The sequence below is a fragment of the Haloarcula rubra genome (genome assembly GCF_019599465.1).
Taxonomy (GTDB): domain Archaea; phylum Halobacteriota; class Halobacteria; order Halobacteriales; family Haloarculaceae; genus Haloarcula; species Haloarcula rubra.
The window spans coordinates 1-19,728 of record NZ_RKLR01000009.1 but is presented as its reverse complement, the minus strand read 5'-3'; the positions used below and the strand labels follow the sequence as shown (position 1 = coordinate 19,728).

Annotated in this window: 26 protein-coding genes and 1 pseudogene; 24 read left to right on the top strand and 3 right to left on the bottom strand. The window is 60.0% G+C overall.

Annotated features, from left to right (window positions below):
• The first annotated feature begins 78 nt into the window (after positions 1-78).
• The 15 genes and pseudogenes from EGH21_RS17795 to EGH21_RS24760 form a co-directional block, all read left to right on the top strand.
• Positions 79-1,338, top strand: coding sequence for a phage NrS-1 polymerase family protein (locus tag EGH21_RS17795; protein WP_220619792.1), 1,260 nt, complete (start codon positions 79-81; stop codon positions 1,336-1,338).
• Between the two features lie 211 nt (positions 1,339-1,549).
• Positions 1,550-2,083, top strand: coding sequence for a DUF7342 family protein (locus EGH21_RS17790; protein ID WP_220619791.1), 534 nt, complete (start codon positions 1,550-1,552; stop codon positions 2,081-2,083).
• 8 nt (positions 2,084-2,091) lie between these two features.
• Positions 2,092-2,526 carry a toxin-antitoxin system TumE family protein gene (locus EGH21_RS24765; protein ID WP_310898189.1) on the top strand — a complete coding sequence of 145 codons (435 nt, stop codon included), beginning with the start codon at positions 2,092-2,094 and terminating at the stop codon, positions 2,524-2,526.
• 270 nt (positions 2,527-2,796) lie between these two features.
• A complete protein-coding gene (locus EGH21_RS17785; RefSeq protein ID WP_220619790.1) occupies positions 2,797-3,141 on the top strand; it encodes a hypothetical protein in 345 nt (114 codons plus the stop codon).
• A 195-nt stretch (positions 3,142-3,336) separates the two neighbouring features.
• A complete protein-coding gene (locus tag EGH21_RS17780; RefSeq protein WP_119712824.1) occupies positions 3,337-3,627 on the top strand; it encodes a DUF8069 family protein in 291 nt (96 codons plus the stop codon).
• Positions 3,627-3,953, top strand: a complete 327-nt coding sequence (locus tag EGH21_RS17775) for a DUF7558 family protein (RefSeq protein ID WP_119712825.1) — start codon at positions 3,627-3,629, stop codon at positions 3,951-3,953. Before EGH21_RS17780 ends, EGH21_RS17775 begins: the two co-directional genes overlap by 1 nt.
• A 71-nt stretch (positions 3,954-4,024) precedes the next feature.
• Positions 4,025-4,327, top strand: coding sequence for a hypothetical protein (locus EGH21_RS17770; protein ID WP_119712826.1), 303 nt, complete (start codon positions 4,025-4,027; stop codon positions 4,325-4,327).
• Positions 4,328-4,840 (top strand): PIN domain-containing protein, encoded by a 513-nt coding sequence (locus EGH21_RS17765; RefSeq protein WP_220619789.1) that lies wholly within the window; start codon positions 4,328-4,330, stop codon positions 4,838-4,840.
• 31 nt (positions 4,841-4,871) lie between these two features.
• Complete coding sequence (locus tag EGH21_RS24150) at positions 4,872-5,201, top strand: DUF8158 family protein (RefSeq protein ID WP_236035648.1); 330 nt, start codon at positions 4,872-4,874, stop codon at positions 5,199-5,201.
• Between the two features lie 616 nt (positions 5,202-5,817).
• Positions 5,818-5,994: a hypothetical protein gene (locus EGH21_RS17755; protein ID WP_220619787.1), complete on the top strand. Its 177-nt coding sequence runs from the start codon at positions 5,818-5,820 to the stop codon at positions 5,992-5,994.
• Positions 5,995-6,086: 92 nt separating this feature from the next.
• Complete coding sequence (locus tag EGH21_RS17750) at positions 6,087-7,328, top strand: RNA-guided endonuclease InsQ/TnpB family protein (RefSeq protein ID WP_220619923.1); 1,242 nt, start codon at positions 6,087-6,089, stop codon at positions 7,326-7,328.
• A 355-nt stretch (positions 7,329-7,683) separates the two neighbouring features.
• Entirely contained in the window at positions 7,684-8,100 is a 417-nt protein-coding gene (locus EGH21_RS17745) for a hypothetical protein (RefSeq protein WP_220619786.1), read from the top strand.
• A 1,396-nt stretch (positions 8,101-9,496) separates the two neighbouring features.
• Positions 9,497-10,363: a DNA-binding protein gene (locus tag EGH21_RS17740; protein WP_220619785.1), complete on the top strand. Its 867-nt coding sequence runs from the start codon at positions 9,497-9,499 to the stop codon at positions 10,361-10,363.
• A gap of 202 nt (positions 10,364-10,565) precedes the next feature.
• Positions 10,566-11,195, top strand: coding sequence for a hypothetical protein (locus EGH21_RS17735; protein WP_142980796.1), 630 nt, complete (start codon positions 10,566-10,568; stop codon positions 11,193-11,195).
• Between the two features lie 1,021 nt (positions 11,196-12,216).
• Positions 12,217-12,306, top strand: a pseudogene (locus EGH21_RS24760) (DNA-binding protein); the annotation flags it as partial.
• Between the two features lie 196 nt (positions 12,307-12,502).
• On the opposite strand, the gene EGH21_RS17730 reads toward EGH21_RS24760, so the two are convergent.
• A complete protein-coding gene (locus EGH21_RS17730) occupies positions 12,503-12,748 on the bottom strand; it encodes a hypothetical protein (RefSeq protein ID WP_142980793.1) in 246 nt (81 codons plus the stop codon).
• A 145-nt stretch (positions 12,749-12,893) separates the two neighbouring features.
• Here EGH21_RS17730 and EGH21_RS17725 point away from each other — a divergent pair, with 145 nt between their 5' ends.
• Complete coding sequence (locus EGH21_RS17725; protein ID WP_142980792.1) at positions 12,894-13,277, top strand: DUF7987 family protein; 384 nt, start codon at positions 12,894-12,896, stop codon at positions 13,275-13,277.
• Between the two features lie 393 nt (positions 13,278-13,670).
• Here EGH21_RS17725 and EGH21_RS17720 read toward each other — a convergent pair whose 3' ends face one another.
• The gene (locus EGH21_RS17720) at positions 13,671-14,066 is read right to left on the bottom strand and encodes a hypothetical protein (RefSeq protein WP_142980790.1); all 396 of its coding nucleotides are present in this window, start codon (positions 14,064-14,066) and stop codon (positions 13,671-13,673) included.
• 296 nt (positions 14,067-14,362) lie between these two features.
• Here EGH21_RS17720 and EGH21_RS17715 point away from each other — a divergent pair, with 296 nt between their 5' ends.
• From EGH21_RS17715 to EGH21_RS17705, 3 genes are all read left to right on the top strand, one after another.
• A complete protein-coding gene (locus EGH21_RS17715; RefSeq protein ID WP_220619784.1) occupies positions 14,363-15,289 on the top strand; it encodes a transcription initiation factor IIB in 927 nt (308 codons plus the stop codon).
• An 80-nt stretch (positions 15,290-15,369) separates the two neighbouring features.
• Positions 15,370-15,882 carry a winged helix-turn-helix domain-containing protein gene (locus tag EGH21_RS17710; protein ID WP_142980788.1) on the top strand — a complete coding sequence of 171 codons (513 nt, stop codon included), beginning with the start codon at positions 15,370-15,372 and terminating at the stop codon, positions 15,880-15,882.
• On the top strand, positions 15,879-16,331 hold the full coding sequence (locus tag EGH21_RS17705; RefSeq protein ID WP_142980787.1) for a toxin-antitoxin system TumE family protein: 453 nt from the start codon (positions 15,879-15,881) through the stop codon (positions 16,329-16,331). The genes EGH21_RS17710 and EGH21_RS17705 overlap by 4 nt, the downstream gene beginning before the upstream one ends.
• 7 nt (positions 16,332-16,338) lie before the next feature.
• Here the strand turns inward: EGH21_RS17705 and EGH21_RS17700 are convergent, their stop codons facing one another.
• Positions 16,339-16,890 carry a DUF7342 family protein gene (locus EGH21_RS17700; RefSeq protein ID WP_142980786.1) on the bottom strand — a complete coding sequence of 184 codons (552 nt, stop codon included), beginning with the start codon at positions 16,888-16,890 and terminating at the stop codon, positions 16,339-16,341.
• A gap of 136 nt (positions 16,891-17,026) precedes the next feature.
• On the opposite strand from EGH21_RS17700, the gene EGH21_RS17695 reads away from it, so the two are divergent.
• The 5 genes from EGH21_RS17695 to EGH21_RS17675 all read left to right on the top strand — a co-directional run.
• Positions 17,027-17,908 (top strand): biosurfactant protein 1, encoded by an 882-nt coding sequence (locus tag EGH21_RS17695; protein WP_220619922.1) that lies wholly within the window; start codon positions 17,027-17,029, stop codon positions 17,906-17,908.
• A gap of 138 nt (positions 17,909-18,046) precedes the next feature.
• A complete protein-coding gene (locus EGH21_RS17690) occupies positions 18,047-18,235 on the top strand; it encodes a DUF8012 family protein (RefSeq protein ID WP_006183366.1) in 189 nt (62 codons plus the stop codon).
• A 91-nt stretch (positions 18,236-18,326) separates the two neighbouring features.
• Positions 18,327-18,707, top strand: a complete 381-nt coding sequence (locus EGH21_RS17685) for a hypothetical protein (RefSeq protein WP_220619783.1) — start codon at positions 18,327-18,329, stop codon at positions 18,705-18,707.
• Positions 18,708-18,774: 67 nt separating this feature from the next.
• Positions 18,775-19,437: a DUF6735 family protein gene (locus EGH21_RS17680; protein WP_220619782.1), complete on the top strand. Its 663-nt coding sequence runs from the start codon at positions 18,775-18,777 to the stop codon at positions 19,435-19,437.
• Between the two features lie 37 nt (positions 19,438-19,474).
• Positions 19,475-19,728: DUF7967 family protein (locus EGH21_RS17675; RefSeq protein WP_220619781.1), on the top strand; the 254-nt coding region annotated here is incomplete at its 3' end.

Genomic DNA, 19,728 nt, shown 5'->3' with positions numbered 1-19,728 from the left:
ATTGGATCGCGACGTACAGCAGAGAGCGTTCTGTGCTGGCTCAGAGCCAGTGAGAGCCATGCGAGGTGCTACGTGAGGATGAGTGACCCTATCGTCAACGAGCCGGAGGCGATTCCGGAGACGTTACGCGAACGCGACCAGTGGGTGTGCTGGCGCGAGGAGGAGCGAGACGGCAAACCGACGAAGATTCCGGTGACGCCAGGGGCAGGGGGGTTCGCGTCAGCAACAGAGTCGGAGACCTGGGCGAGTTTCGAGGCAGCACTCGACTACACCGAGACGGAGCACGCCGATGGCGTTGGGTTCGTGTTTACTGACGACGATCCCATCGTCGGTGTCGATCTGGACGACTGCCGCGATCCCGAGACAGACGACGTCGACGACGCAGCGCTGGACATCATCGAACGACTCGACTCCTATACGGAGGTGTCACCGTCCGGTACCGGCTATCACGTCCTGATCACTGGCGCACTCCCCGAGGGACGGAACCGGCGCGGGAGCGTCGAACTGTACGACACGGCACGCTTTTTCACCGTTACTGGCGACCACGTTGAGCGGACACCGACGCGCGTTGCACGTCGACAGGACTCGCTCACAGCGATTCACCGCGAGTACGTCCAAGACACCGAGCGTGACACAGCACCCGAGTCCGAACAGCGTGGTGACGCTGACGACCGGTCACCGACGACCGATGCAGCTGACGTTGACGTCGACCTCGAAGACGAGGACCTCCTCGAGAAAGCGCGAAACGCATCCAACGGCGAGAAGTTCGAGCGGCTCTGGAACGGGAATACGGTCGGCTACGACAGTCAGTCCGAGGCCGACATGGCGCTGTGCTGTTTGCTGGCGTTCTGGACCGGTGGTGACCGGACCCAAATGGAGCAGCTGTTCCGCCAGTCGGGATTGATGCGGGAGAAGTGGGACGAGGTCCACTACGCTGACGGGTCGACGTACGGCGAGAAGACCATCGAGCGAGCGATTGCGACCACGTCGGAGTTCTACGACCCGGACGCCGGCGGCGATACCGAAGATCCCCACGGCACACCTGACAGGGTCGCAACTGGCGGGACGCCTGACGAGGCAGACCGGAGTCGTGCGTATCTGGTGGAGAAAAACCGCTTGTTGAGTAAGCGCGTCGACGAACTCGAGGCAACACTCGAACAGAAGACTGAGCGGATCGAAACCCTCGAAACAGAGATCGAGCGCCTCACCGACGAACTCGCAGCCCGTGACGGGGAAACTGAGCAGTCCCACGAGGAAGACTCCGGTACTGCGAGCGAGACCGGTGATGACTCAGAGCCATCCTCTCTGTTGAGTCGATTCTTCGGTGGCCAATCTTAGTAGCGGCGCCGCTTCACCGCCATCCGAAAACCTCTCTCGAGCGTTCTGATTCTGCGAGCCGAGAAGATTAACCAACAGACTCGGTGTTATACGCTGTTTGTTGGTTAACTACGCTCAATCTCGCCACAAAACGGGGCTACCGCAGGATCCGGCAGTTCAGGAAACTATTCCCCGAAGTAAGAACTATATCCTTCACGCTGCAATCCTGAATATGTTCGAGACAGACGCCCCCGATGGGCCGCCCCCCTTCGAGGAGCCGTTCAGCAGCGACGACGTCGAACAGCGCATCTACGGCACCATCCTGCAGACCCGCGAGCCGACGACGGCGAGCGCGATCGCCGACACCGCCGACTGTGACCCCAAGACCGCCCGGAAGTATCTGGGGTGGTTCGACGACCTCGGCATCGTCACCCGACACGATGGTCATCCAGCCACGTACGAACGCAATGACGCGTATTTCGAGTGGCGACGCATCAACCAGCTCGCAGTAGACCACTCCGTTGAGGAACTGCAGGAACGTGTTCGTGAGCTCACAACGCGCATCACCAAGTATGAGGAGGCGTACGACGCCGCGTCACCGGCCGTCGTTGATGCCGTCGCCGCCGCGGAGGGCAGCGACGAGCGGACTATCGACGACGTGTACAGCGACCTCGGCGACTGGGCGACCGCCCGCGAAGAGCGAGACTGCTACGAACGGGCGCGCCAGCAACGCACGGGTAGCGAACGCGAACAGGCATCCGGGTAGCCCGCTCGATGGTGCCACCGACAGGCGATGGTGGGAGCCCGGCCCCCATCGATCGTCCCATCCTCGAGTTCCTTCAGACACGGCTCCATGCGACGAGGCAGGTCTCCCACGCGGCCATCACGGATGCAAGCGGCCATTTCGAGCTTCAGGTCGTCTTTGCATCGTCATACTACCCAGCGCCCGTCGACGACGCAACCCTGACTGTCCGCTGGTACACGAACGACGACTTCACAATCCACTATCGTGAGTTACATTCGGGGCACACCTGGGAATGCCGATGGGATCGGCATCCGAACCCCCACAATACGCGCGACCACTTCCATCCCCCGCCCACCGCCCCGACGCCCGGTGACGATGATTCGTGGCCGACCGATCATCGTGATGTCCTGCAACTGGTCCTCGACGAGATCGAAGACCGGATTGCAGCACTGTGGGACGACTAGACGACTCCCTCGCAGTGGCGTTTATCGCGCCGACCAAGGGTGACGGCGCTCAGCCCGATGGGCACCACACGAGAGCCGCCGTGGTGTCCAGCCTGGTGTCAACTGAGCGCGGTCACAGGTGAATCCATGTCTACGTTTAGTAACTCCGAGACAGCGAGTGCATCGCCGTCAGAAAACCACACGAGCCCACCCCGAGAGACCGAGGACACAGAGCCACAGACATCCTGGCCAGACGATGCAAGCAGCGAGGATGGAACGCCAACGCTCAGAATGAACCACTGTCCGGAGTGTGGGAACCGTCGATTCGTCTCGAAACTCCTCGTGTACGAGGTCACAGGCTACGACGAGGGCGGCGAGCAAGAGTTCCGCCGCCAGCACGTCCGGGCAGAGTTCGAATACACCTGCAGCGAGTGCCAGACGACACTCCGGACGCTTCCCGCAGATCGCCGCGACTACTACGACGAAGTCGCAGTCCTGGAAACGGAACGACGGGCAGCCCTCCGTGATCAACTCCGCCAGCTGGGGAGGCGGGTTTGGCAGCGCCTTGCAGCGCGGACGACGTGGCTGGCACTCGGGCTCGTGACACTCGTGACCGGGCTCGTGATCGCACTCTAACAGACCGACAGGGACCGACAGCAAGGGGTGGCTCACAGTAGGTGTTGGAGTAGCGTCATGCTCCCTTCCAACCAGGAACGAGGCTAGCTGAAGGCAGATCGCTGACGTAGGACATCGTGCCCGCACCGCAGGTGTGTCTATCGGCGCCAGGAGGCGTGAGGCGCGCTCGAAGCGCGTGCAGAAGCGTGAGTTCCTATGCCTGGTCAAGATATCATCGACGACACGACAGACGACTACGAACGACTCGAAAACGAACTCGTTGCACAGGATCGGGATGCGTCCCGAGTCGCGACGGCGGACATCGATGAGGCGACTGCCCGCCGTCTCGTTGGCGACCTTGTCGAGGACGATGTGGTGACGCCGATCCCTGACCAACGCATTCTCGTCCACGAGCCCAGTAGCAAGCCCTTCGAGTCGATCACCCAGCTCGCTGTGTTCCATCGTGGCTGGCAGGCCGCCACCGACGCCGACCCGGAGGACAACTGATGCAACAGACGCTTTCTGGGTGTGCGTTCTGCGATTCACCGCCCGGTGCAGAGATGGGCGAGGCGCATACGTGGGGGAAAGACGAACGGGTGACGCACCCAATCTGTGTCGACTGCGCCACCCAGACGCGGTCGGATCCCGACGAGCGCGACCACCACGCCTGCGACGGGTGCGGACTGGTCGTCGACGCCCTCGCGGCACTTACCCGGTTCCGCGTCGAACTCGGCCATCTCGAGGGGCCGCTCCAACTGTGTGCTCGCTGTAGCCCTGGTGGGCTCGCGACGTACTGGACGCGTGACCTCGAGGAGCATCTCGTGGACGGGTGACGCTTGGCCGAGTGAGGCTCACATCGTACACACGAAAACGGCTAAGTGCGTTGGCTCACAATGTACACATCATGAGCACCGATAAGAAGCGCGTGCAGTTTCGGGCCCCCGATCGCCTCATCGACCGGGCCGACGCACTGGCCGCAGTCCTCGGGGAAGACCGAACAGACGTCCTCGTGACCGCGCTTCGGGAGTACCTCCAAGAAGCTACTCACGACGACGCACTCACCCAGGAGATCGCTGCCGCCTATTACGACGATGAGATCACCTTCGAGCAACTCAAAGCGCTCGTCGGCGCCGAGGAGGCGGCAAACCTCCGAGTGTTGAAACAGCAGTTGGACGAGGACTTCATCGACGAGGTCGCCGACGCGTAGATGTCGCGGCTTATCGCAGACGCCTCCGCCCTCGTGAGTCTCGGGATCGTTACTGACGACGACCCCGATCCACTCGCACTCTGTCTCTCCCGGTACGAGGTTGTCATCCCAACGGCGGTCATCGATGAACTCCAAGAGATCGCCTCCTACGATGACGTCCATGGACACGCCGCGTCCGCCGTCCTCGACCGGGTGGATGCATTCACGACACAGTCGGTCGAACTCGATGCCGAGTTTCCCCTCGATGACGGTGAAAACGCGGCGGTCACGCTCGCGAACGATCTCGATGCTGCGCTCTTCCTCTGTGACGAGTTCAACCAACTTGGCTTGATCCACGCCTCACTCGCTGATACCCGGCTCGTCACAACACCGACACTGCTCTCGGTTCTCGTTCGAACTGAACACCTATCAGCTGCTGATGCGCGGTTGCTCCTCGATGCGATCAGTGACGCCCGTAGCTGGGGCGCGAACAGTTACGTGCAGCGAGCTCGCTCATTGCTCGAGGAGACCTAACACCGTGGAGGATCCTTCGAAGTGATTTGGAATGTCCGATAACGACGCTCTCTACGACGTTTGTGAACGAACGAAGAATCCCGAGCACGCATCAGTTGATGACGTGGTCGAACTCGTACTCAAGCGCGCACAGCATCCCCGGACGGAGCACCGGGATGCACATCTCGACGAGATGATGGCTACTGTTGTCGATAGGTACGGGACCGGCCCCGTCCGAACTGTTATCCATCGCGTTCTCGTCGACCACCACCCCTTTCGGACTGCCACGCATGACCTCGAGATGCGTAACGTCGACGGTGTTCGTATCGGGACAGCAGCCAGCCAGTTCCTTACAGAATTGAACGCGCAGCACGACGATTGAAATACAGTTTCTGAAAGCCCTCGGCCGCTCGGCATCCCGCGACCACCGCTGCGCTCCTCGTGCCTGTGGTGCTTGCGGGGTCGGGGGACGACCGAGACGGCCTCGCCCTTTCTGAGTCCGCCAGGACGGTAGCTGGATCGCCGAGTGTCGCGGCCGGCTAGACAGGTGTGTCCGTTATGGCCCGCCCCGCTCGCCGCGTTCCGCCCTCCGCGTCGCTCGCGACCGACCATTCCGGGCGTGCGGGCGCTCTCCGCACCGCCCGCGCCCGTTCCGGGCTAAAATGGATGTGCCCTCGGCGCCAGCGGGTATCCCCGTCGGTTGCGCCCCTTGCGGGCTTTCGCGTTCCAGCGCTTTGTGCCGCCTGCGCTGTCGCGCGCCACACCGCGGCGCGCGTTCTCGGCGACAGTCGCCCTGGACACGGACCCGCACATCGGGCCGGACACGAGCGGGCATATCGATATCTGACCTGCCCTCTACTGACCACGCCGATAGGGTTTTTTAGCGCCTGCAATGGGTGCAGGCGCGACTTGAACACGCCTGCATAGGACTAGGTGATTTCTGATGGAACAACACCACCAGCGACAGGTGTATCGTCAATCAGTGGGGGATCGACAAGATGGCGGTTGACCTTGACGGGTTTGAGCAGGCCGAAGACGAACTGGAGCAGTGGTTGGTCGACCAAGCCGAAGCGGGTGTTCCCGAGATCGTTCTCGTCGGACTCCTTCGTGACTACGCCGACGACATCGAGCATCTCGGATACGTCCCGCGGATGTGGGGCCACAGCGACCGGTGATATGAACCCGATTCCGCTTCTGGTGTCGTTTTTTCGCGCCCGTGATGGGCGGAGGCGCGACGTGGTCGTGCCTTCACCAGAGAGGAATGAAAATGCAACGAACGAATACGTTCGATATCGTCCCCCAATCTGAACCGACAGAAGAGATTCTTGTTCGAGTGCTGGATGCGTCAGCAAGCCTCTGGAACAAACTCACCTACGACCGCCGACAGCAGTTCTTCGAAGGAGAAAGTGTCTGGAAGTGCGATGGCTACTACGACGAGTATGTCGATGTACTGAGCGGGGCGACAACCCAACAGATCGCCCGCGTGAACGATACTGCGTGGCGATCCTTCTTCGAACTTCTCGACAAGCCAGAATACGACCCGAGTCCACCGGGCTACTGGGGGAATCAAGACGATGGTCGAGAACTCCGAACCTACATTCGAAACGACTCGTACACCATTCAGTGGAATAGGCGGTCCCGACTGGAAATCCGCATCGGCATGGACCTCAAGGACGAGTACGGATTCGGAATGTACGAACGGCTTCGGCTACCGGTTCGAGGGGATCCAAAATGGAGTGGAGACGCTGGACGCCTTGAAATCTCGTACGACCCAGTCGAAGAAACGTACCGTGTGCATCAGTCCATAACCGTCGACGACGTCAGAAGAAGCGACTCAGATGGCTCTGAGGCCGCTGCACTCGATCTCGGCGCAAACGTGCTCGTTGCTTGTACGGCAACAACCGGTGGGCAGTATCTCTACAGTGGCCACCATCCGTTCGAGCAGTTCCGAGAGACGACTAACGCTATCGCCAACGCCCAAGCGAAACTCCCCGACGGACAACACACGAGTCAGCGAATCAAACGGCTCTATCGCAAACGCTCGCGGCGACGTGACCACGCAGTGAACGCACTCCTTCGGGACTTAGTCGAGCGCTTAGAGGCGGCTGGTGTCACGACGCTCTATCACGGCGATCTCACCGGCGTTCTCGGTGAGTACTGGTCGGTGGAGGCGAACCTCAAGGCACGGTCGTTCTGGGCTCACCGACAGTGCATTGATCGACTCTCATCCGTCTGCGAAGAGTACGGGATTGACGTAGAAACAATCTCCGAGGCGTGGACGTCCCAGACCTGTCCGAAGTGTGGCGAGCGGGACCGAACATTCCGGCATCAAGAGACACTCACCTGCCCGTGTGGCTTCGAGGGACACGCTGATCTCGTTGCGTCGAAAGCGTTGCTTGCGCAGGCGACGAGCCCGACAGTCAGGCCGACGGCACGGCCCGTGCGGTTCCAGTGGGACGATCATCAGTGGCATCCCGTCGAGGGTGCCGCAGTGTTGCCCAACGAATAGCGCATAAACCCGCCAAGGTGCCGCCGTAGCGTCATCGACGCTAGCGAGCGGACGCTCCTACGAATGGAGTGGATGTCGACCCGCTGGACGCTCGCATTACTCGGACGTACTCCAAGTACAGCTCTATCTCCAGAATAAGGCTACTGACTAGAGAACACCGAACTGCAAGCGCGTGATACTGGCCTCCTCGGAAACGACGCGCCGTCGTGTCCGATAGCGCTCCCCAACGGTCTATGTTTGGTTCTTTGACGGAAGGGTGGCACCGATATTTAGTGAATTGCTTAAACCCGCGGCCTTGAGGATTCAGCCTGGATGACCCGAAGGAATATAGTCATACGAGTGGAATCTTTGGTATATGAGCGCCCTGAAAAACCTCCACAAGCCAGGCAAACCCCTTCAAATTGGTTATCGTGGTCTCTCTGCAATCTTGGGAGTTGTAACGCTAGCAACATTCGGGATCGACCGATTTCTGTTTGAAACGGCAGGTCAATCACTTGGAGAACTACCGGCGTATGTGATGGGTGGTGTCCTCCTAGTCGTCGGGATGAGTGCCTTCTACGCGTCAGCAACCGGTCACGACATCAGAACGGCAATTCTCGTCTCGTTAGGGCCGGTTGCCGGGCTCTTCGTGTATTTAATCGGGTATCACCTCGTCTTGCCTCCGAGTACTGACTCTCCGACGTGGCTCATATTCCTCGCCTTTGCCGGAGTCCTTCTTGCGATTGGGACTGTCGCACACCTTTGTGGTCGTTTAGTCAAACGAGTATTCTAAACCTGTTTGGAGCGTCCTCCTTCCGTACGCCAGCAAGATCCATGGTCGTCAGCGACACAATATGGCCCCTCCGAAGTTGGTCTAAAGGGAGATCACGTATATCTGCCAATCAGCCAATCGTACTAGTCTGCGAGAATTTACGACCACGGAGCCAGTATTCTATCGCCGCCAGAATACCGTAGGCAGCGAGATAAAATGGTGCCCACACAAACACAAAGAGGAACCCGGGCGAATCCCCTTGTCCACTTCCAATTGGTGGGATATACACGAGTATATGCCAGAAAACGAGGATACCTATCAATAGCATCCCCGGGCTACGGATTTCATATCGAAGCCAGAGAAAAACGGGAATCCCTATTGTTACCAACCCAAACGCCATAGATAGCGCAAGTGCGTCCCAAAGCGTTCCTGAGATTGAAACATTCGAGGTTGGAAGGAGGCTATACGCGAACACACCGAGTGAATAGAGGACGGTGACTACGATACTGATAGCGAGAGGACGCTTCCATGTTTCCGACACCGAGAACCACCGATGGAGGGCCGACATACGGCACTATAGTGCTTGACCTAACATTACTCTTTACCAGTAGGCCAACGTTTGATTCTTTGACAGATAAGTCGGAGTGAGATTTAGAACCCTATTACAGTAGTTGGCAGTACGGATTCTTCATCCAGAACGCTGGCTGAAATGACCGTTACCACAGGTTCTTCTAGAGAGACAAACAGTTGCTAGCGTCTGGTGCGGGTACCTCGAAAGCCCCCGGACGCTCGCCGGCCGCGACTCGCTGTGCGCCTCGTTCCTGCGGTGCTTGCGTCGTCGAGGTACGTCAAGCGTCCGGCCCCTTTCAGTCCCGCCCGGGATCTATTGCTGGTCAGCAATCTCAATCGGCTGGCTGGTGTGGGACGAACGGCACGCCCCGCTCGCCGCTTCCGCCCTCCGCGTCGCTCGCGACCGACCATTCCGGGCGTGCGGGCGCTCTCCGCACCGCCCGCGCCCGTTCCGGGCTAAAGTGAATCTGGTCTCGACGCCAGCATTAAGCGCGTTTTCGGTTGCGCCCCTCGCGGGCTTTCGCGTTCCAGCGCTTTGGGCCGTTCCACGCGGCGAGTCACACCCCGACTCGCCGTGCTCACGACCGTCGCCCTGGACACGGACCCGCAGTCCGGGCCGGACGCGAGAAACGGCTTAAAGCTGGCCGCTCGCTCCGGGCGGGTCGGCGCGCGGTGCTGGATGATCGTCCGCCTCGGGCGCGCTCTCGCTCGCGCCCACAGGGCGCTCGCGAAGGCGCGAGCGAGAGCGCGCAGACGAGTCTGTCGGTCGTTGTCGTCGAGGAAATCCGCGATGTAGGAGCATCGCGGTGTCGGGCGCGTGAGCGCCTTCAGGAACCAGTGAGTTCCAATGTCAAGTAAGAACGTCTCCAGTGAAGTAGTTTCGGTCGATGAACAGGCTTTCGAGAAACACGATGAAGCTGAGGTCGACGAGGATGGGTTCGAGGTCGTCGACGAGACCCCGGAGTTCCGAGCGACGGTCGACATGGAAGTACAGGCGAAAGTCGATTCCAACCACCCAGATGCGCGGGTCGAGGAGGGCCCGGATCACATGTTCGGGAAGACTCTCGAACAGGAGGAGCGTATCGAGGCCCGGGAAGCCGAGCTGGAGCACATCAGTGCCCAGGCGGAACTCAGTCAGCAGGAGGGACGCGCGAAGCGGACGCGGGAGGTCGTCGTCGAGCAGTGTGGCCGGGACGAGCCCGAACCGGTGGAGTGCACGGATCCCCGAGAGAAGCTGACGCAGGAGGAACTCGCGGCGGTCAACAAGCAGGCGATGCGGATCAGCGACGAAGTGAAGGGCGGCTGGTCGAGAGCGGTCGTCGCGAAGCAACTGGCCGAGAAGGTGCAGCGCGGGCGGGACGTGACCAAGGCGGTGCTGGAGACGTTGGAGGAACTGAAGGCAGTTCCCGGTGCAATCGTGCCCGTCGCAGATGTGCCGGACGTGCCCGTCGGGGAAGTGACGGTCGAAGGAACAATCGAGACCCTCTGGGAGCCTTCCTCCTCAAGCATCCAGCAAGTCGGGCTGATAGCGGATGACAGTGGAAAAATCAAGTTCACCTGCTGGGAGAAATCGCAGCAGACAGTGGTGCAGGAAGGCGAAACGGTCCGGTTCCGGGCAGCAGCCAAGAACTGGTACGAAGGCCGGTGCTCAATCGCGCTGACCGGGTGGTCGCGTATCGAGTTCCCAGAACGCGGCCGTTGGTGGGAAGAATAGCGAGCGACGCAGTCTCTTTCTTTTTTGTGTGCCGGACCAGACCCAAGCCCCGCCGCCCCACCCTCCGCTCCGTGCTCGCTCCCAATGGTCGCTGCGCGCGCAGCCACGACCGTGAGGTAGGATGGGAAGGTGAGTTGACCTCTTCTGGGAGGTCAATGTGTAGCAGTGAGAGTTTGTCCGCGCCGCCGATGGGCGCAGCGCGATGTCCAACAGTTCATCCGAGACCCATGATTTCGATGCGTGGTTCACTGGCTTCTTCGACGGCGAGGGCTGTATCCGTATCTCAATTGCCGACCGAGAGCGGTACAGTACCGGCTTTGAACTTGCACCAATGCTCCGAATCACCCACGAACAGTTGACTGGAACTCTCGACGCAGAAGGCTGGATTGGCGTGAAAGTAGATCAGAATAGTGAGTATCGAGTCGACCATCGACTTCAGCCGCAGATCGAGGTCACCGAGACGTATCGTGACCACCTGATGGAGGCGCTTTGTGCGTACTGTGATGCTCGCGGCGTGAACTGTCATGTGTCCAGTCTCGAATCCAATGAGAACCGGAGCGATCAGTACATTTGGGGCGTGCAGGGTATCAGCAATACACGGACGCTCCTGACCCCGCTCCGCGATCAGTTCATCGTCAAGCGCGAACAGGTCGATCTCCTCCTCGACGAGATTCTGCCCCGGATGGACCAGGGCGTCCATCACGAGAAAGAAGGCTTTCTTGAGGTGATGTACTACGTCGACCGGTTCAACTCGTACAAAGGTGGCAGTCGAGGGAAATACACACTCGAGTATTTCGAGGAACTCTGGGGGATGGAGTACTCACCGAAGTAGTCAGATCGAGCTCGACTCAGTACTTGCTTCGGTGTACGCGCTCCCAAGACGAGGAAGGTGAGCGTGCAGCGTGAGGTTTGTCCTGCCCTCAAAAGGGTGGAGGGCGATACAATTCGTCCTCTCGGACCCAGTTATGAGTGATCAACAGACAACGACAAGCCGCGAACGGCTGCGAATGTATCTCGTGCAGGCACTGACTCGTACAGAATCAGACGATGTCCAGTGGCATCTCAAGGCTGCGTTGCGAGAATGGGAGAACTTGCCGCCGACACCGCTGCAAGAGTGTCCTATCTGTGGGAAAGTCGGACTACCGGAACGGATTCAGCAGCATAAATGCACTAATTGAGAGCAGATAATGAGATAGTTCGCACACCCTTCAGCGCAACCACCAAACGAAAGGTGAGTACAGATGAACGATAGAACAAACTAGGTCATAACATCCCTGATTCCCGTCAGAAGCGTCGTGACCGAGACAGAGGAAGGATATATCATATCAGCGGGAGACTAGAAAGGTATGTCCGGCTCAGAATTTCCGTCCTCGTGGAGCGACCCTCAATACGTCACAGCTATCGTCGGTGTGCTTGCTGTCGCCGCACTCTATGTCTATAGTGCCCTCACGCAGTCTGGCCCAACAACAGGTGAAATCACGTTCGTCTTACTGGTTGTCCTCCTCCCAACCACAGTAGCCTATGAAGTCGCTCGTCGCTGGTGAACCATCTCGTTCAGTTCGCACACCTACCTAACGGCTGGTTCAGAAGGAAGTGGGTGAAATAAAGGACTAGTCGTGCTGAATGTAGGCTCTACACTGAGCGATTCGGACAGCATGATTCTGACATCCCCTCCGTGCTGAATATGCGCTGTTTATACAGCACGGGCTTAGAAATACCCACCGGAACTGACAGCTTCTCCCACAATCCGTTCATAGATTTGTATAGTACCTGATCTACAGAATATCAAGGAAGAACATCCTTCGGAGCAGGCGGTGGTTCAAGAATTGAGGAAGCCCAATTCAAGTACGCTAAGAAATTGGTACCAAGGTCGGTGCAGTCTCGCGATCACGGGCTGGAGTCGGATCGAATTCCCAGAGCGCGGTCGGTGGTGGGAAGAATAGCCAGTCGAAGCAACCCTCTTTTTTGCTGTGTGCCAGACCGACCCAAGCCCCACCGCCCCACCCTCCGCTCCGTGCTCGCTTCGCTGCGCGCGCAGCCACGACCTTGTAGACGGACTAACAGAGGAGATCATAGACAGTCCCTCCAGAGGTCGAGATCAATCTATGCTTCCTGACGTGACTGGTACGTAGAGCGTGCTTATTTTTTCTTGTCCTCTTTTCGACGAGCGAAGTAGTCGTCCGCAATGCCGGGATAGAAGCCAAGATGATGTAATAGCAGGAAGAACCCGATTCCAACGACGAGAACTATCACGACTTGTAGAAGTACGTTAACAAGGAGTGAGATACCTCCCATCCCCGCCCGGGAATACGCGAAAATACCGGCAACGGCCGCCATTGCCAGAATCGAGGCGATCTCCCACTTCCCCAGTCCCATAAATCGCATATCTTAATACTTGTCTGTGAGAGGGAAATACTTTCCCTGTATGCAACATGGAGATTCTATCAAACGAATACTGTAGGCTGGTCTCAGCGATCAATTCCCCGACAATGCACAGGGTGTTTTATATCGTGGCCATCAAAATAATCACATGCCAACAACTGTGGACAACGAGGAAACCGACCGTTCACGCACAGAGTTGGCCGGGCTCGCAGCCTTGGGGCTTGCGTACGTGCTCGCCGGTCTGGGGTTGTTCTACGGACTTGCAATCGACTCAATGCAGGTGTTCACCGCTGCAGTAATCGCGATTTTAGTACTGCTGGCTGTTTCGATGGTCATCATTGTACGGAACGAACCACTTGTTTCCCGCGAGAACGTTGTGATTTCAGTCTGTGTATTCGTAGCGGTGGCCCTCTTCCTCGGATTGAGTACCTTCACTGCTCTTCCGTATACGGTGCTTGTCGGCGTCCTCATTCTCGTCGGCGTAATTATTCCTGGGCTGGTTCTTCAGTATGGGCCGTCAATTGTCAATTGAGATGGCTCACTCAATACCCTGTAACTACCAATTAGAGTGGTCGGTCGATGTTATGGGATGAAAACAGGCGATGGTGAGTTGAGGGAGGCTTATCGTACATAGCGCTCGTTTGATAGGGTCCAACTGTCCGCAGATGCTGCTGTTCGAACCGTTCTCTGTGGCTATACCTCGACGGCTACGCTGACTGCGTCTCTGCACGAGATTTCCGGTACAAATAGACGAGCAGCCCCGGTACTCCCAGGAACCCATACGTGACCCCGCGAAGTTGCGGCGAGGACAATCCTCGTTTCACCGAATCCCGGTACACATAGTACCCGACCGTCGGCCAGAAAATCAAAAGATACAGTCCCATACGAACGAGGAGGCCGTTGTATGCAGTGAGCCAATCCATTCTCACACTGTCGACTGTTGTCGCCGAGCAACACGCCAGATCAGGACCCCGAACCCGACAGCGACAGCGTAGCCGAGGATGATGAGTGGGCCACGTCCGTTCACGAGCACGTCGTAGAGCACGACGAATCCACCGAGCACACTCCCGACAATCAACCAGAGGAGCTGGCTGCCTTCGGTCTTCGCTTTTAACTCCAAGCCAGTCGCGAGACGGATCCCAACCATTAGGGCTGCCAGCACCGCAGCCGTGAGGAGAGGTAATCCCAGCGCGGTGAGTGCTGATGCCGCAAGCACATCCGTCGACGTGAGAATAAGCGACCAGCCAAACAGGCCGATGGCCAGCCAGACGACGCTCCGCCAGAGCTCCTCGTTGATGATTTCGCGCGTATCGGGTTTCATAACGGGAAAACTACGACTTGGGCACCAATAAATGTAGTCTGGTTGGGATTCAGACATCCCGGTCGAGGAGGAGCCAGGGCGACGCGCCCCTTTTTTGCTGGTGTGTAGCGGTCACCGCCACCTCCCACCACCTCCACGGTCCGGGCTGCTCACGGCGCTGCGCGCCGTTGCGCGGCCGGGCTTTCGCCACCGCAGTCCATCGGAGTCAGCGCCGTCCCGTGTGGTGTGTATTTGCCCCGTGATGGGTGAGGGGCATTCCGAGAGCGCGATTCGCGTGCGTCCCCTCGTGTGTATTCATGGCAACCAGAGACATCTACGAAACGGGCTTCGACGAAGACGTCCGAACGGAATCGAGTGCGAACCAGTGTCCCGAGTGCGACGGTCGAGTCACCACGAACGCGGTCGAAACGGTCTGCGAGGACTGTGGCCTGGTCATCGACGAACAGCGTATCGATCACGGGCCGGAGTGGCGGGCGTACGACGACGAGGAGCGCGAGCGAACGGGCGCTCCACTCACTGCGGCCCGCCACGATCGCGGCCTGTCGACGGAGATCGGTCGCGGTACCGACGCGAAGGGGAACGAGATCTCTGGGCAGAAGCGACGGCGACTCGCGCGGATGCGTCGTGAGCAGACCCGTGGGCGCTGGCGGTCGAAAGCGGAACGGAATCTCGCACACGGGTTGGGCGAGGTGCGCCGTCTGGCCAGCGCGCTCGACCTCTCCGATTCGGTCCGTGACCAGGCGTGTCAGCTCTTCCGGAGCGCCCAGAACGAGGATCTGCTTCGTGGCAGATCCATCGAGGCCATCGCCGCGGCCAGCGTCTACGGGGCCTGCCGGTGCAACGGCCGGTCGCAGCTCCTCGACGACATTGTGGCGGTGGCGACGGTCGGGGAATCGCGGGTCACGAACGCGTACAAGACACTCAACAAGGAGCTGGGACTCCCAGCCAAACCCGTGAGGCCGACGATGTACATTCCGCGGCTGGCATCCGACCTCGACTGCTCGGAGCGGATCCGACGCCGGGCGCGAGTACTTGCCGAAGCAGCCGAGGAGGCGGGGGTGACGACCGGCGTCCACCCGGCCGGCTTCGCCGCAGCCTGTCTCTACACGGCCGGCCAAGAACAGGGGCGGTGGGTGACGCAGTGTGCTGTCGCCGAGTCCGGGAACGTCACGCCGACGACTGTCCGGGCGCATTACGAGACACTAAAAGAGCAGGTAGCCTGAGAACGCTCCTGCACGAACACAGACAAAAAGAGATAGTTTTCTCAGAAAATTATTTGTTCCTAGCCCGCATAGCACCCAGTATGACCGAGACGTGGGACGACGTCAACGAGCAGGTCAAGGCGGACTGGAAAGACGACACCACGCCGTTCGAGCGAGTGTACGAAATCGTCGAACAGACCCACGACGGGCAGTCGGCGGTCGAGATCGCCGACCGTGCCCTCGTGAGCGAACCGACGGCGCGTCGCCACTGTAAGACCCTCGTGAACACCGGGTTCGCCGAGACGGAACCGGACGGCCAAACAACGCTGTACAAGCGCAACAGCGACCGAATATTGATGTCCCGGATCCGCGAGCTCCGAGAGGAAGTCGATCGGCCGGAGTTACTCGACAGCATCCAGGAGATGAAGACCGATATCCGGCGCTACGAGGACCGCTACGACGTGGTGTCACCGGAGGAACTCGCCCAGCAACTCGACGCCGACGAGACAGCGGGCTGGGACGATCTCACCGCGTGGCGAACGACGCGGCAGAATCTCGCCGTTGCCCAAGCAGCACTCGCCTACGACGAGGCCAGCCACCAGCTCGCTGTATGAGCGATGACGACCGCGCCGGCGAGTTCGGACCAATCTATCTTCCGGCACTCCAGCGGATTCGTGACCTCTGGCTCGAACTCGAACCGCTTGTAGACGAAACAGCGTACGACGACGTCGTCGCCCCCACGGAACTGCAGATCAGTCTCAGCGACGGGCTTGGCAACGCCGAGAGCGCTCGACTCGATATCCAATGGAGCGAATTGGGGATGTACTCGTTCCATTACGTCGATAGCGACGACGTCAATTGGCGCTTCGATCGCCACCCGAATACACACTCTCCCGAGACCCACTTTCATCCCTCGCCCGAGGCTGCCACGACGGCAGCTGAACCGTCCTGTATCGACGTGACCGAGGTCTCACTCGTGACTCGTGCAGTCCATACAATGTGGCGAGCAGCGTACGAGGACGACAACATGGACCAGCTGAATAGCGCATCAAACCCGCCGTGAGACGGCATTAGCGCATGGAGCGGTCAGCCACGTCCATCATCTGCTCACGAGCGGCTTCGACATCCGAGTAGAGCGTCAACGCGTGCTTGATGAGGCGACGGTCTTCCAGATTCTCCTCCCACCGCGTGATCACCTCACGGCGCTCGTGGAGCTCCGCACTTGCAAGGTCACCGTCGGCGAGCGACTGTTCGAGCTCCTCCCACGTCTCGACGTCGTAGGTCGCCTGCCACTCCTCGATCTCCTCGGTGATCGCGGCCAATTCGCTGCGCAGCTCTTCGCGCGTGTTCTCCTCGATGAGCGTCCGGATCTCCTCGAAGAGCAGACGCGTGTAGTCCGGCTGGTAGCGCGTCGTCTCACCGGCCTCGACGCGACGCAGCTGGCCCTGGTCGACGAGATCCTGAAGTTCGTCGTTGGTCGTACTCCAGGCGGCGTCGGCCTGCTCGCTGATCCAGTTGACCGACCGCGGTTCGCGAAGCGTCTCGGTGACCGCTCGAATGCGGTCGCGGGCGCTCATCGACTCAGTCCACGACTGGACCCCATCTCGCGAGGATTCGGACATGCTTGGCACCTCTTGCGACAGTGTTGGCGCTGAACTCCCATATATGATTGTACTATCTCGCATAATCAAGAGTTTGTTACGAGCGAAGGCGTCCGGACGTTGAAATACGAAACCGACTGAAACTATGAGCCAACCGATGCACAACCGATATACTGACTTTGCCGAACTGCGGCCGACCGGCGAGGCGTCCCACATTCCGGACACGAGGCTGGACGACGGCTGTGAGGGTGCCCCCCGGCGGCAACGCGTCGCAACAAGCGCTGGTGGCTACCCTGATGCGCCGACGGCCGCCGATGGCGAGTGCCGGTCCTGTGGGGCGTCAGTCCCAGACGGCCAGACGAAATGCCGGTTCTGTCTCACCAACCATCTCGAGAGTGACGCCACCAGCTCGGTTGAGTCAGCGTCGACGACGTATCTCGGTATCATCCACCTGGTCGTCGAGTCGACCACGTTCTACGGCGCCGTCGCGAAGGGCGGCGCCGCGGCGAACCTCCTCTCCGCCAACGAGGCGGAGCCGGCCGTCGACGACTACACGCTCATCTACGATCTCGACGAGGCGCCAGCGCGCCAGCTGGCCGAGCAATGGCCCTCACTTCCCGACGCGATTCAGGTATCGTCAGGAGAGGGAGAGCGGCTTCTCAGTGCCGCCCGTGACCGGACAGGGTGGCACAGGCAGGAAGCGTCGGAGCGTCAGGAGCAGGCCCCGACGCGGCTCTACGACCAGCGTGGGGACGGCATCCGCGACGCGTCGCGTCTCGACGCGGTCCTCGACGACGCCGTCGACGCGGTGTGGCTGGTTCCAGCGATGGCGCTGACCGAATCCGCCGGCGAAGCTGGGGCTGATCGGCAAGAGTCGTCGGTACCGACGACGCAGGAACTCGACTGTCAAACCTGTGGACGGGCGACCGACCATCGGTTCAAGACCCACGAGTCGGTCCCGGATGAGGCGTGGACGGGACAACCGATCTGGGAGTGTCGGGTGTGTGGCGCGGCTCGCTACGGACCCAGTCTCGAGTAGCGCCAGTGCTGGGCGTTGATTAACCAACACCCTGCGAGTAGCGTCGAGGGTCGTTGGTTAAGGCAGCGAGCTCCTGCAAGCCCGACGCCAGTCTCGATGGGGTGTCTTTCCGCGCCGGCGAGTGGTGAGGCGCTTCCGATGGAGCAAGAGTTCAAACAGGGCTACCGGATGCATCGTATACTCAGCAATCTCAACCGACTCGACGTCGACCGATTGGACGACGCGGATCGAGAGCGAGTCGAGACCGCGAGAGACCTCCTGGAAGAGGTGAGCCTTCTCACGCGGCCGAGCGACGGAGCCGGGGCGGACGCCCACGCAGATTCCTGACTGGAGTCCCCGGCCACGACCAGGGAGGCACCTCTCGCGTCGGTTTATCGCCCCCGACAGGGGTGCGGGGGCGACCCCGTGAACTCCAGACATGGCGACACTGCAAGCTGCGACGACGTCGACTGGCGCGATCGTATCGGATCCGCAGGCAGTCCGCGAGCTCTGTGAGAGCTACTGCTTCGGGACGCTCGACTGGGAGGTGACCGAAGACGGAGAGCTCACCATCTGGGGGTACGACGACTTTGAGGTGTACGAGGCGCGGGAGAACGGCCTCCCAGACTACGAGGGCGGCATCGTGACCCACGAATTCCTGCGAGAACTCGCCAACCACCTCGAAGCCGACGAAGAGTTCGATATCCAGACGGCGGGGTTCACCAAGTGCCGCTTCCCAGTCCTGGCCAAGCGGTACGTCGTTCGCGACGGCGAAGTCCTCCACGCGGACCTCAGTTCCCTCGACCCGATCGACGAGTAGAGTTGTTCGTCCCCCGGGAGGGGTGCGGGGCGATCCAGTCGCGGTCGCCCTGTGAGGTGATTGCTTGATGGGACATCGCGCACTCGTTGCGTACGAACGCACGGACGGACAGTATACACACCACTACAGCCATTGGGGTGCAGCGAACCTGAAGCTCAAGCACCGAATCTCGGCTGAGTCGCCGTTCGGTGGCGACGACACCGACTCCAAGTGGGCGAAACAGCTCCTCGCAGAGCTTGCCGATGGCCTCGAGGCAGATGCGGTCGACGGCTACCTCGTTGACGAGGACCGACAGTCGACGGTCGTCGAGCCGAAACCCCGCGCCACCGGGCTCACCCTCGACGAGATCGTCGCGGACCATCTCGACTACCTCCACCACGAGGGGTTCTTCGTGGTGTCGACGACGTTCGAGGTGACCGCCTATCGGACGCTGTGGTTCGGGCTCCAGTACGACTCGGAGACGGTCGAACAGGGAGAGACAGTCGGGAACGGCGCGCTCGCGACGGTGCGCTGGTACGACGGCGAGCCGGTCGGCGACGGCCACCTGCAGGGCCAGTTCGCGGCCCTCAAAGACGTCGTCGGCGATATGCTCGACAAGGGCGTCTTCACGCCGTCAACGGCGATACAGTATCTGAAACGGAAGCTCGCTGAGCGGGTCGGAGACCGACAGGAGCTGCTCATTCCGACCGGAGAATCACCCTTCGAGACAGCGAGTCTCGGCAAGCCGTAACACCAATCCCTTAGTGGATATCGGGGGACGTCTAAGTATGTCAAATCAGTCTGAAGATGACGTTCGTGTTTGGCTTGTCGAACGGACGTACTCCGATGACGAGCAGAACCTGATCATCCTCACCTACGCAACACCCGATGGAGAACAGTACTATCGGAAGGAACGCGCACTCACGTCCTTCACCGACGTCCGAGATACGACAGCAGCAGTCGATGCTGAACCCGGCAATCTTGGCATGGTCGATGACCCCGACCTCCAGGAGCAATACGCGGCCGAAGCACAGCGAATGCA

Excerpts from the sequence above, each read along its gene's own strand:
- EGH21_RS17795 (WP_220619792.1), top strand. The coding sequence starts at position 79 with ATGAGTGACCCTATCGTCAACGAGCCGGAGGCGATTCCGGAGACGTTA.
- EGH21_RS17790 (WP_220619791.1), top strand. The coding sequence starts at position 1,550 with ATGTTCGAGACAGACGCCCCCGATGGGCCGCCCCCCTTCGAGGAGCCG.
- EGH21_RS24765 (WP_310898189.1), top strand. The coding sequence starts at position 2,092 with ATGGTGCCACCGACAGGCGATGGTGGGAGCCCGGCCCCCATCGATCGT.
- EGH21_RS17785 (WP_220619790.1), top strand. The coding sequence starts at position 2,797 with ATGAACCACTGTCCGGAGTGTGGGAACCGTCGATTCGTCTCGAAACTC.
- EGH21_RS17780 (WP_119712824.1), top strand. The coding sequence starts at position 3,337 with ATGCCTGGTCAAGATATCATCGACGACACGACAGACGACTACGAACGA.
- EGH21_RS17775 (WP_119712825.1), top strand. The coding sequence starts at position 3,627 with ATGCAACAGACGCTTTCTGGGTGTGCGTTCTGCGATTCACCGCCCGGT.
- EGH21_RS17770 (WP_119712826.1), top strand. The coding sequence starts at position 4,025 with ATGAGCACCGATAAGAAGCGCGTGCAGTTTCGGGCCCCCGATCGCCTC.
- EGH21_RS17765 (WP_220619789.1), top strand. The coding sequence starts at position 4,328 with ATGTCGCGGCTTATCGCAGACGCCTCCGCCCTCGTGAGTCTCGGGATC.
- EGH21_RS24150 (WP_236035648.1), top strand. The coding sequence starts at position 4,872 with ATGTCCGATAACGACGCTCTCTACGACGTTTGTGAACGAACGAAGAAT.
- EGH21_RS17755 (WP_220619787.1), top strand. The coding sequence starts at position 5,818 with ATGGCGGTTGACCTTGACGGGTTTGAGCAGGCCGAAGACGAACTGGAG.
- EGH21_RS17750 (WP_220619923.1), top strand. The coding sequence starts at position 6,087 with ATGCAACGAACGAATACGTTCGATATCGTCCCCCAATCTGAACCGACA.
- EGH21_RS17745 (WP_220619786.1), top strand. The coding sequence starts at position 7,684 with ATGAGCGCCCTGAAAAACCTCCACAAGCCAGGCAAACCCCTTCAAATT.
- EGH21_RS17740 (WP_220619785.1), top strand. The coding sequence starts at position 9,497 with ATGTCAAGTAAGAACGTCTCCAGTGAAGTAGTTTCGGTCGATGAACAG.
- EGH21_RS17735 (WP_142980796.1), top strand. The coding sequence starts at position 10,566 with ATGTCCAACAGTTCATCCGAGACCCATGATTTCGATGCGTGGTTCACT.
- EGH21_RS17730 (WP_142980793.1), bottom strand. The coding sequence starts at position 12,748 with ATGCGATTTATGGGACTGGGGAAGTGGGAGATCGCCTCGATTCTGGCA.
- EGH21_RS17725 (WP_142980792.1), top strand. The coding sequence starts at position 12,894 with ATGCCAACAACTGTGGACAACGAGGAAACCGACCGTTCACGCACAGAG.
- EGH21_RS17720 (WP_142980790.1), bottom strand. The coding sequence starts at position 14,066 with ATGAAACCCGATACGCGCGAAATCATCAACGAGGAGCTCTGGCGGAGC.
- EGH21_RS17715 (WP_220619784.1), top strand. The coding sequence starts at position 14,363 with ATGGCAACCAGAGACATCTACGAAACGGGCTTCGACGAAGACGTCCGA.
- EGH21_RS17710 (WP_142980788.1), top strand. The coding sequence starts at position 15,370 with ATGACCGAGACGTGGGACGACGTCAACGAGCAGGTCAAGGCGGACTGG.
- EGH21_RS17705 (WP_142980787.1), top strand. The coding sequence starts at position 15,879 with ATGAGCGATGACGACCGCGCCGGCGAGTTCGGACCAATCTATCTTCCG.
- EGH21_RS17700 (WP_142980786.1), bottom strand. The coding sequence starts at position 16,890 with ATGTCCGAATCCTCGCGAGATGGGGTCCAGTCGTGGACTGAGTCGATG.
- EGH21_RS17695 (WP_220619922.1), top strand. The coding sequence starts at position 17,027 with ATGCACAACCGATATACTGACTTTGCCGAACTGCGGCCGACCGGCGAG.
- EGH21_RS17690 (WP_006183366.1), top strand. The coding sequence starts at position 18,047 with ATGGAGCAAGAGTTCAAACAGGGCTACCGGATGCATCGTATACTCAGC.
- EGH21_RS17685 (WP_220619783.1), top strand. The coding sequence starts at position 18,327 with ATGGCGACACTGCAAGCTGCGACGACGTCGACTGGCGCGATCGTATCG.
- EGH21_RS17680 (WP_220619782.1), top strand. The coding sequence starts at position 18,775 with ATGGGACATCGCGCACTCGTTGCGTACGAACGCACGGACGGACAGTAT.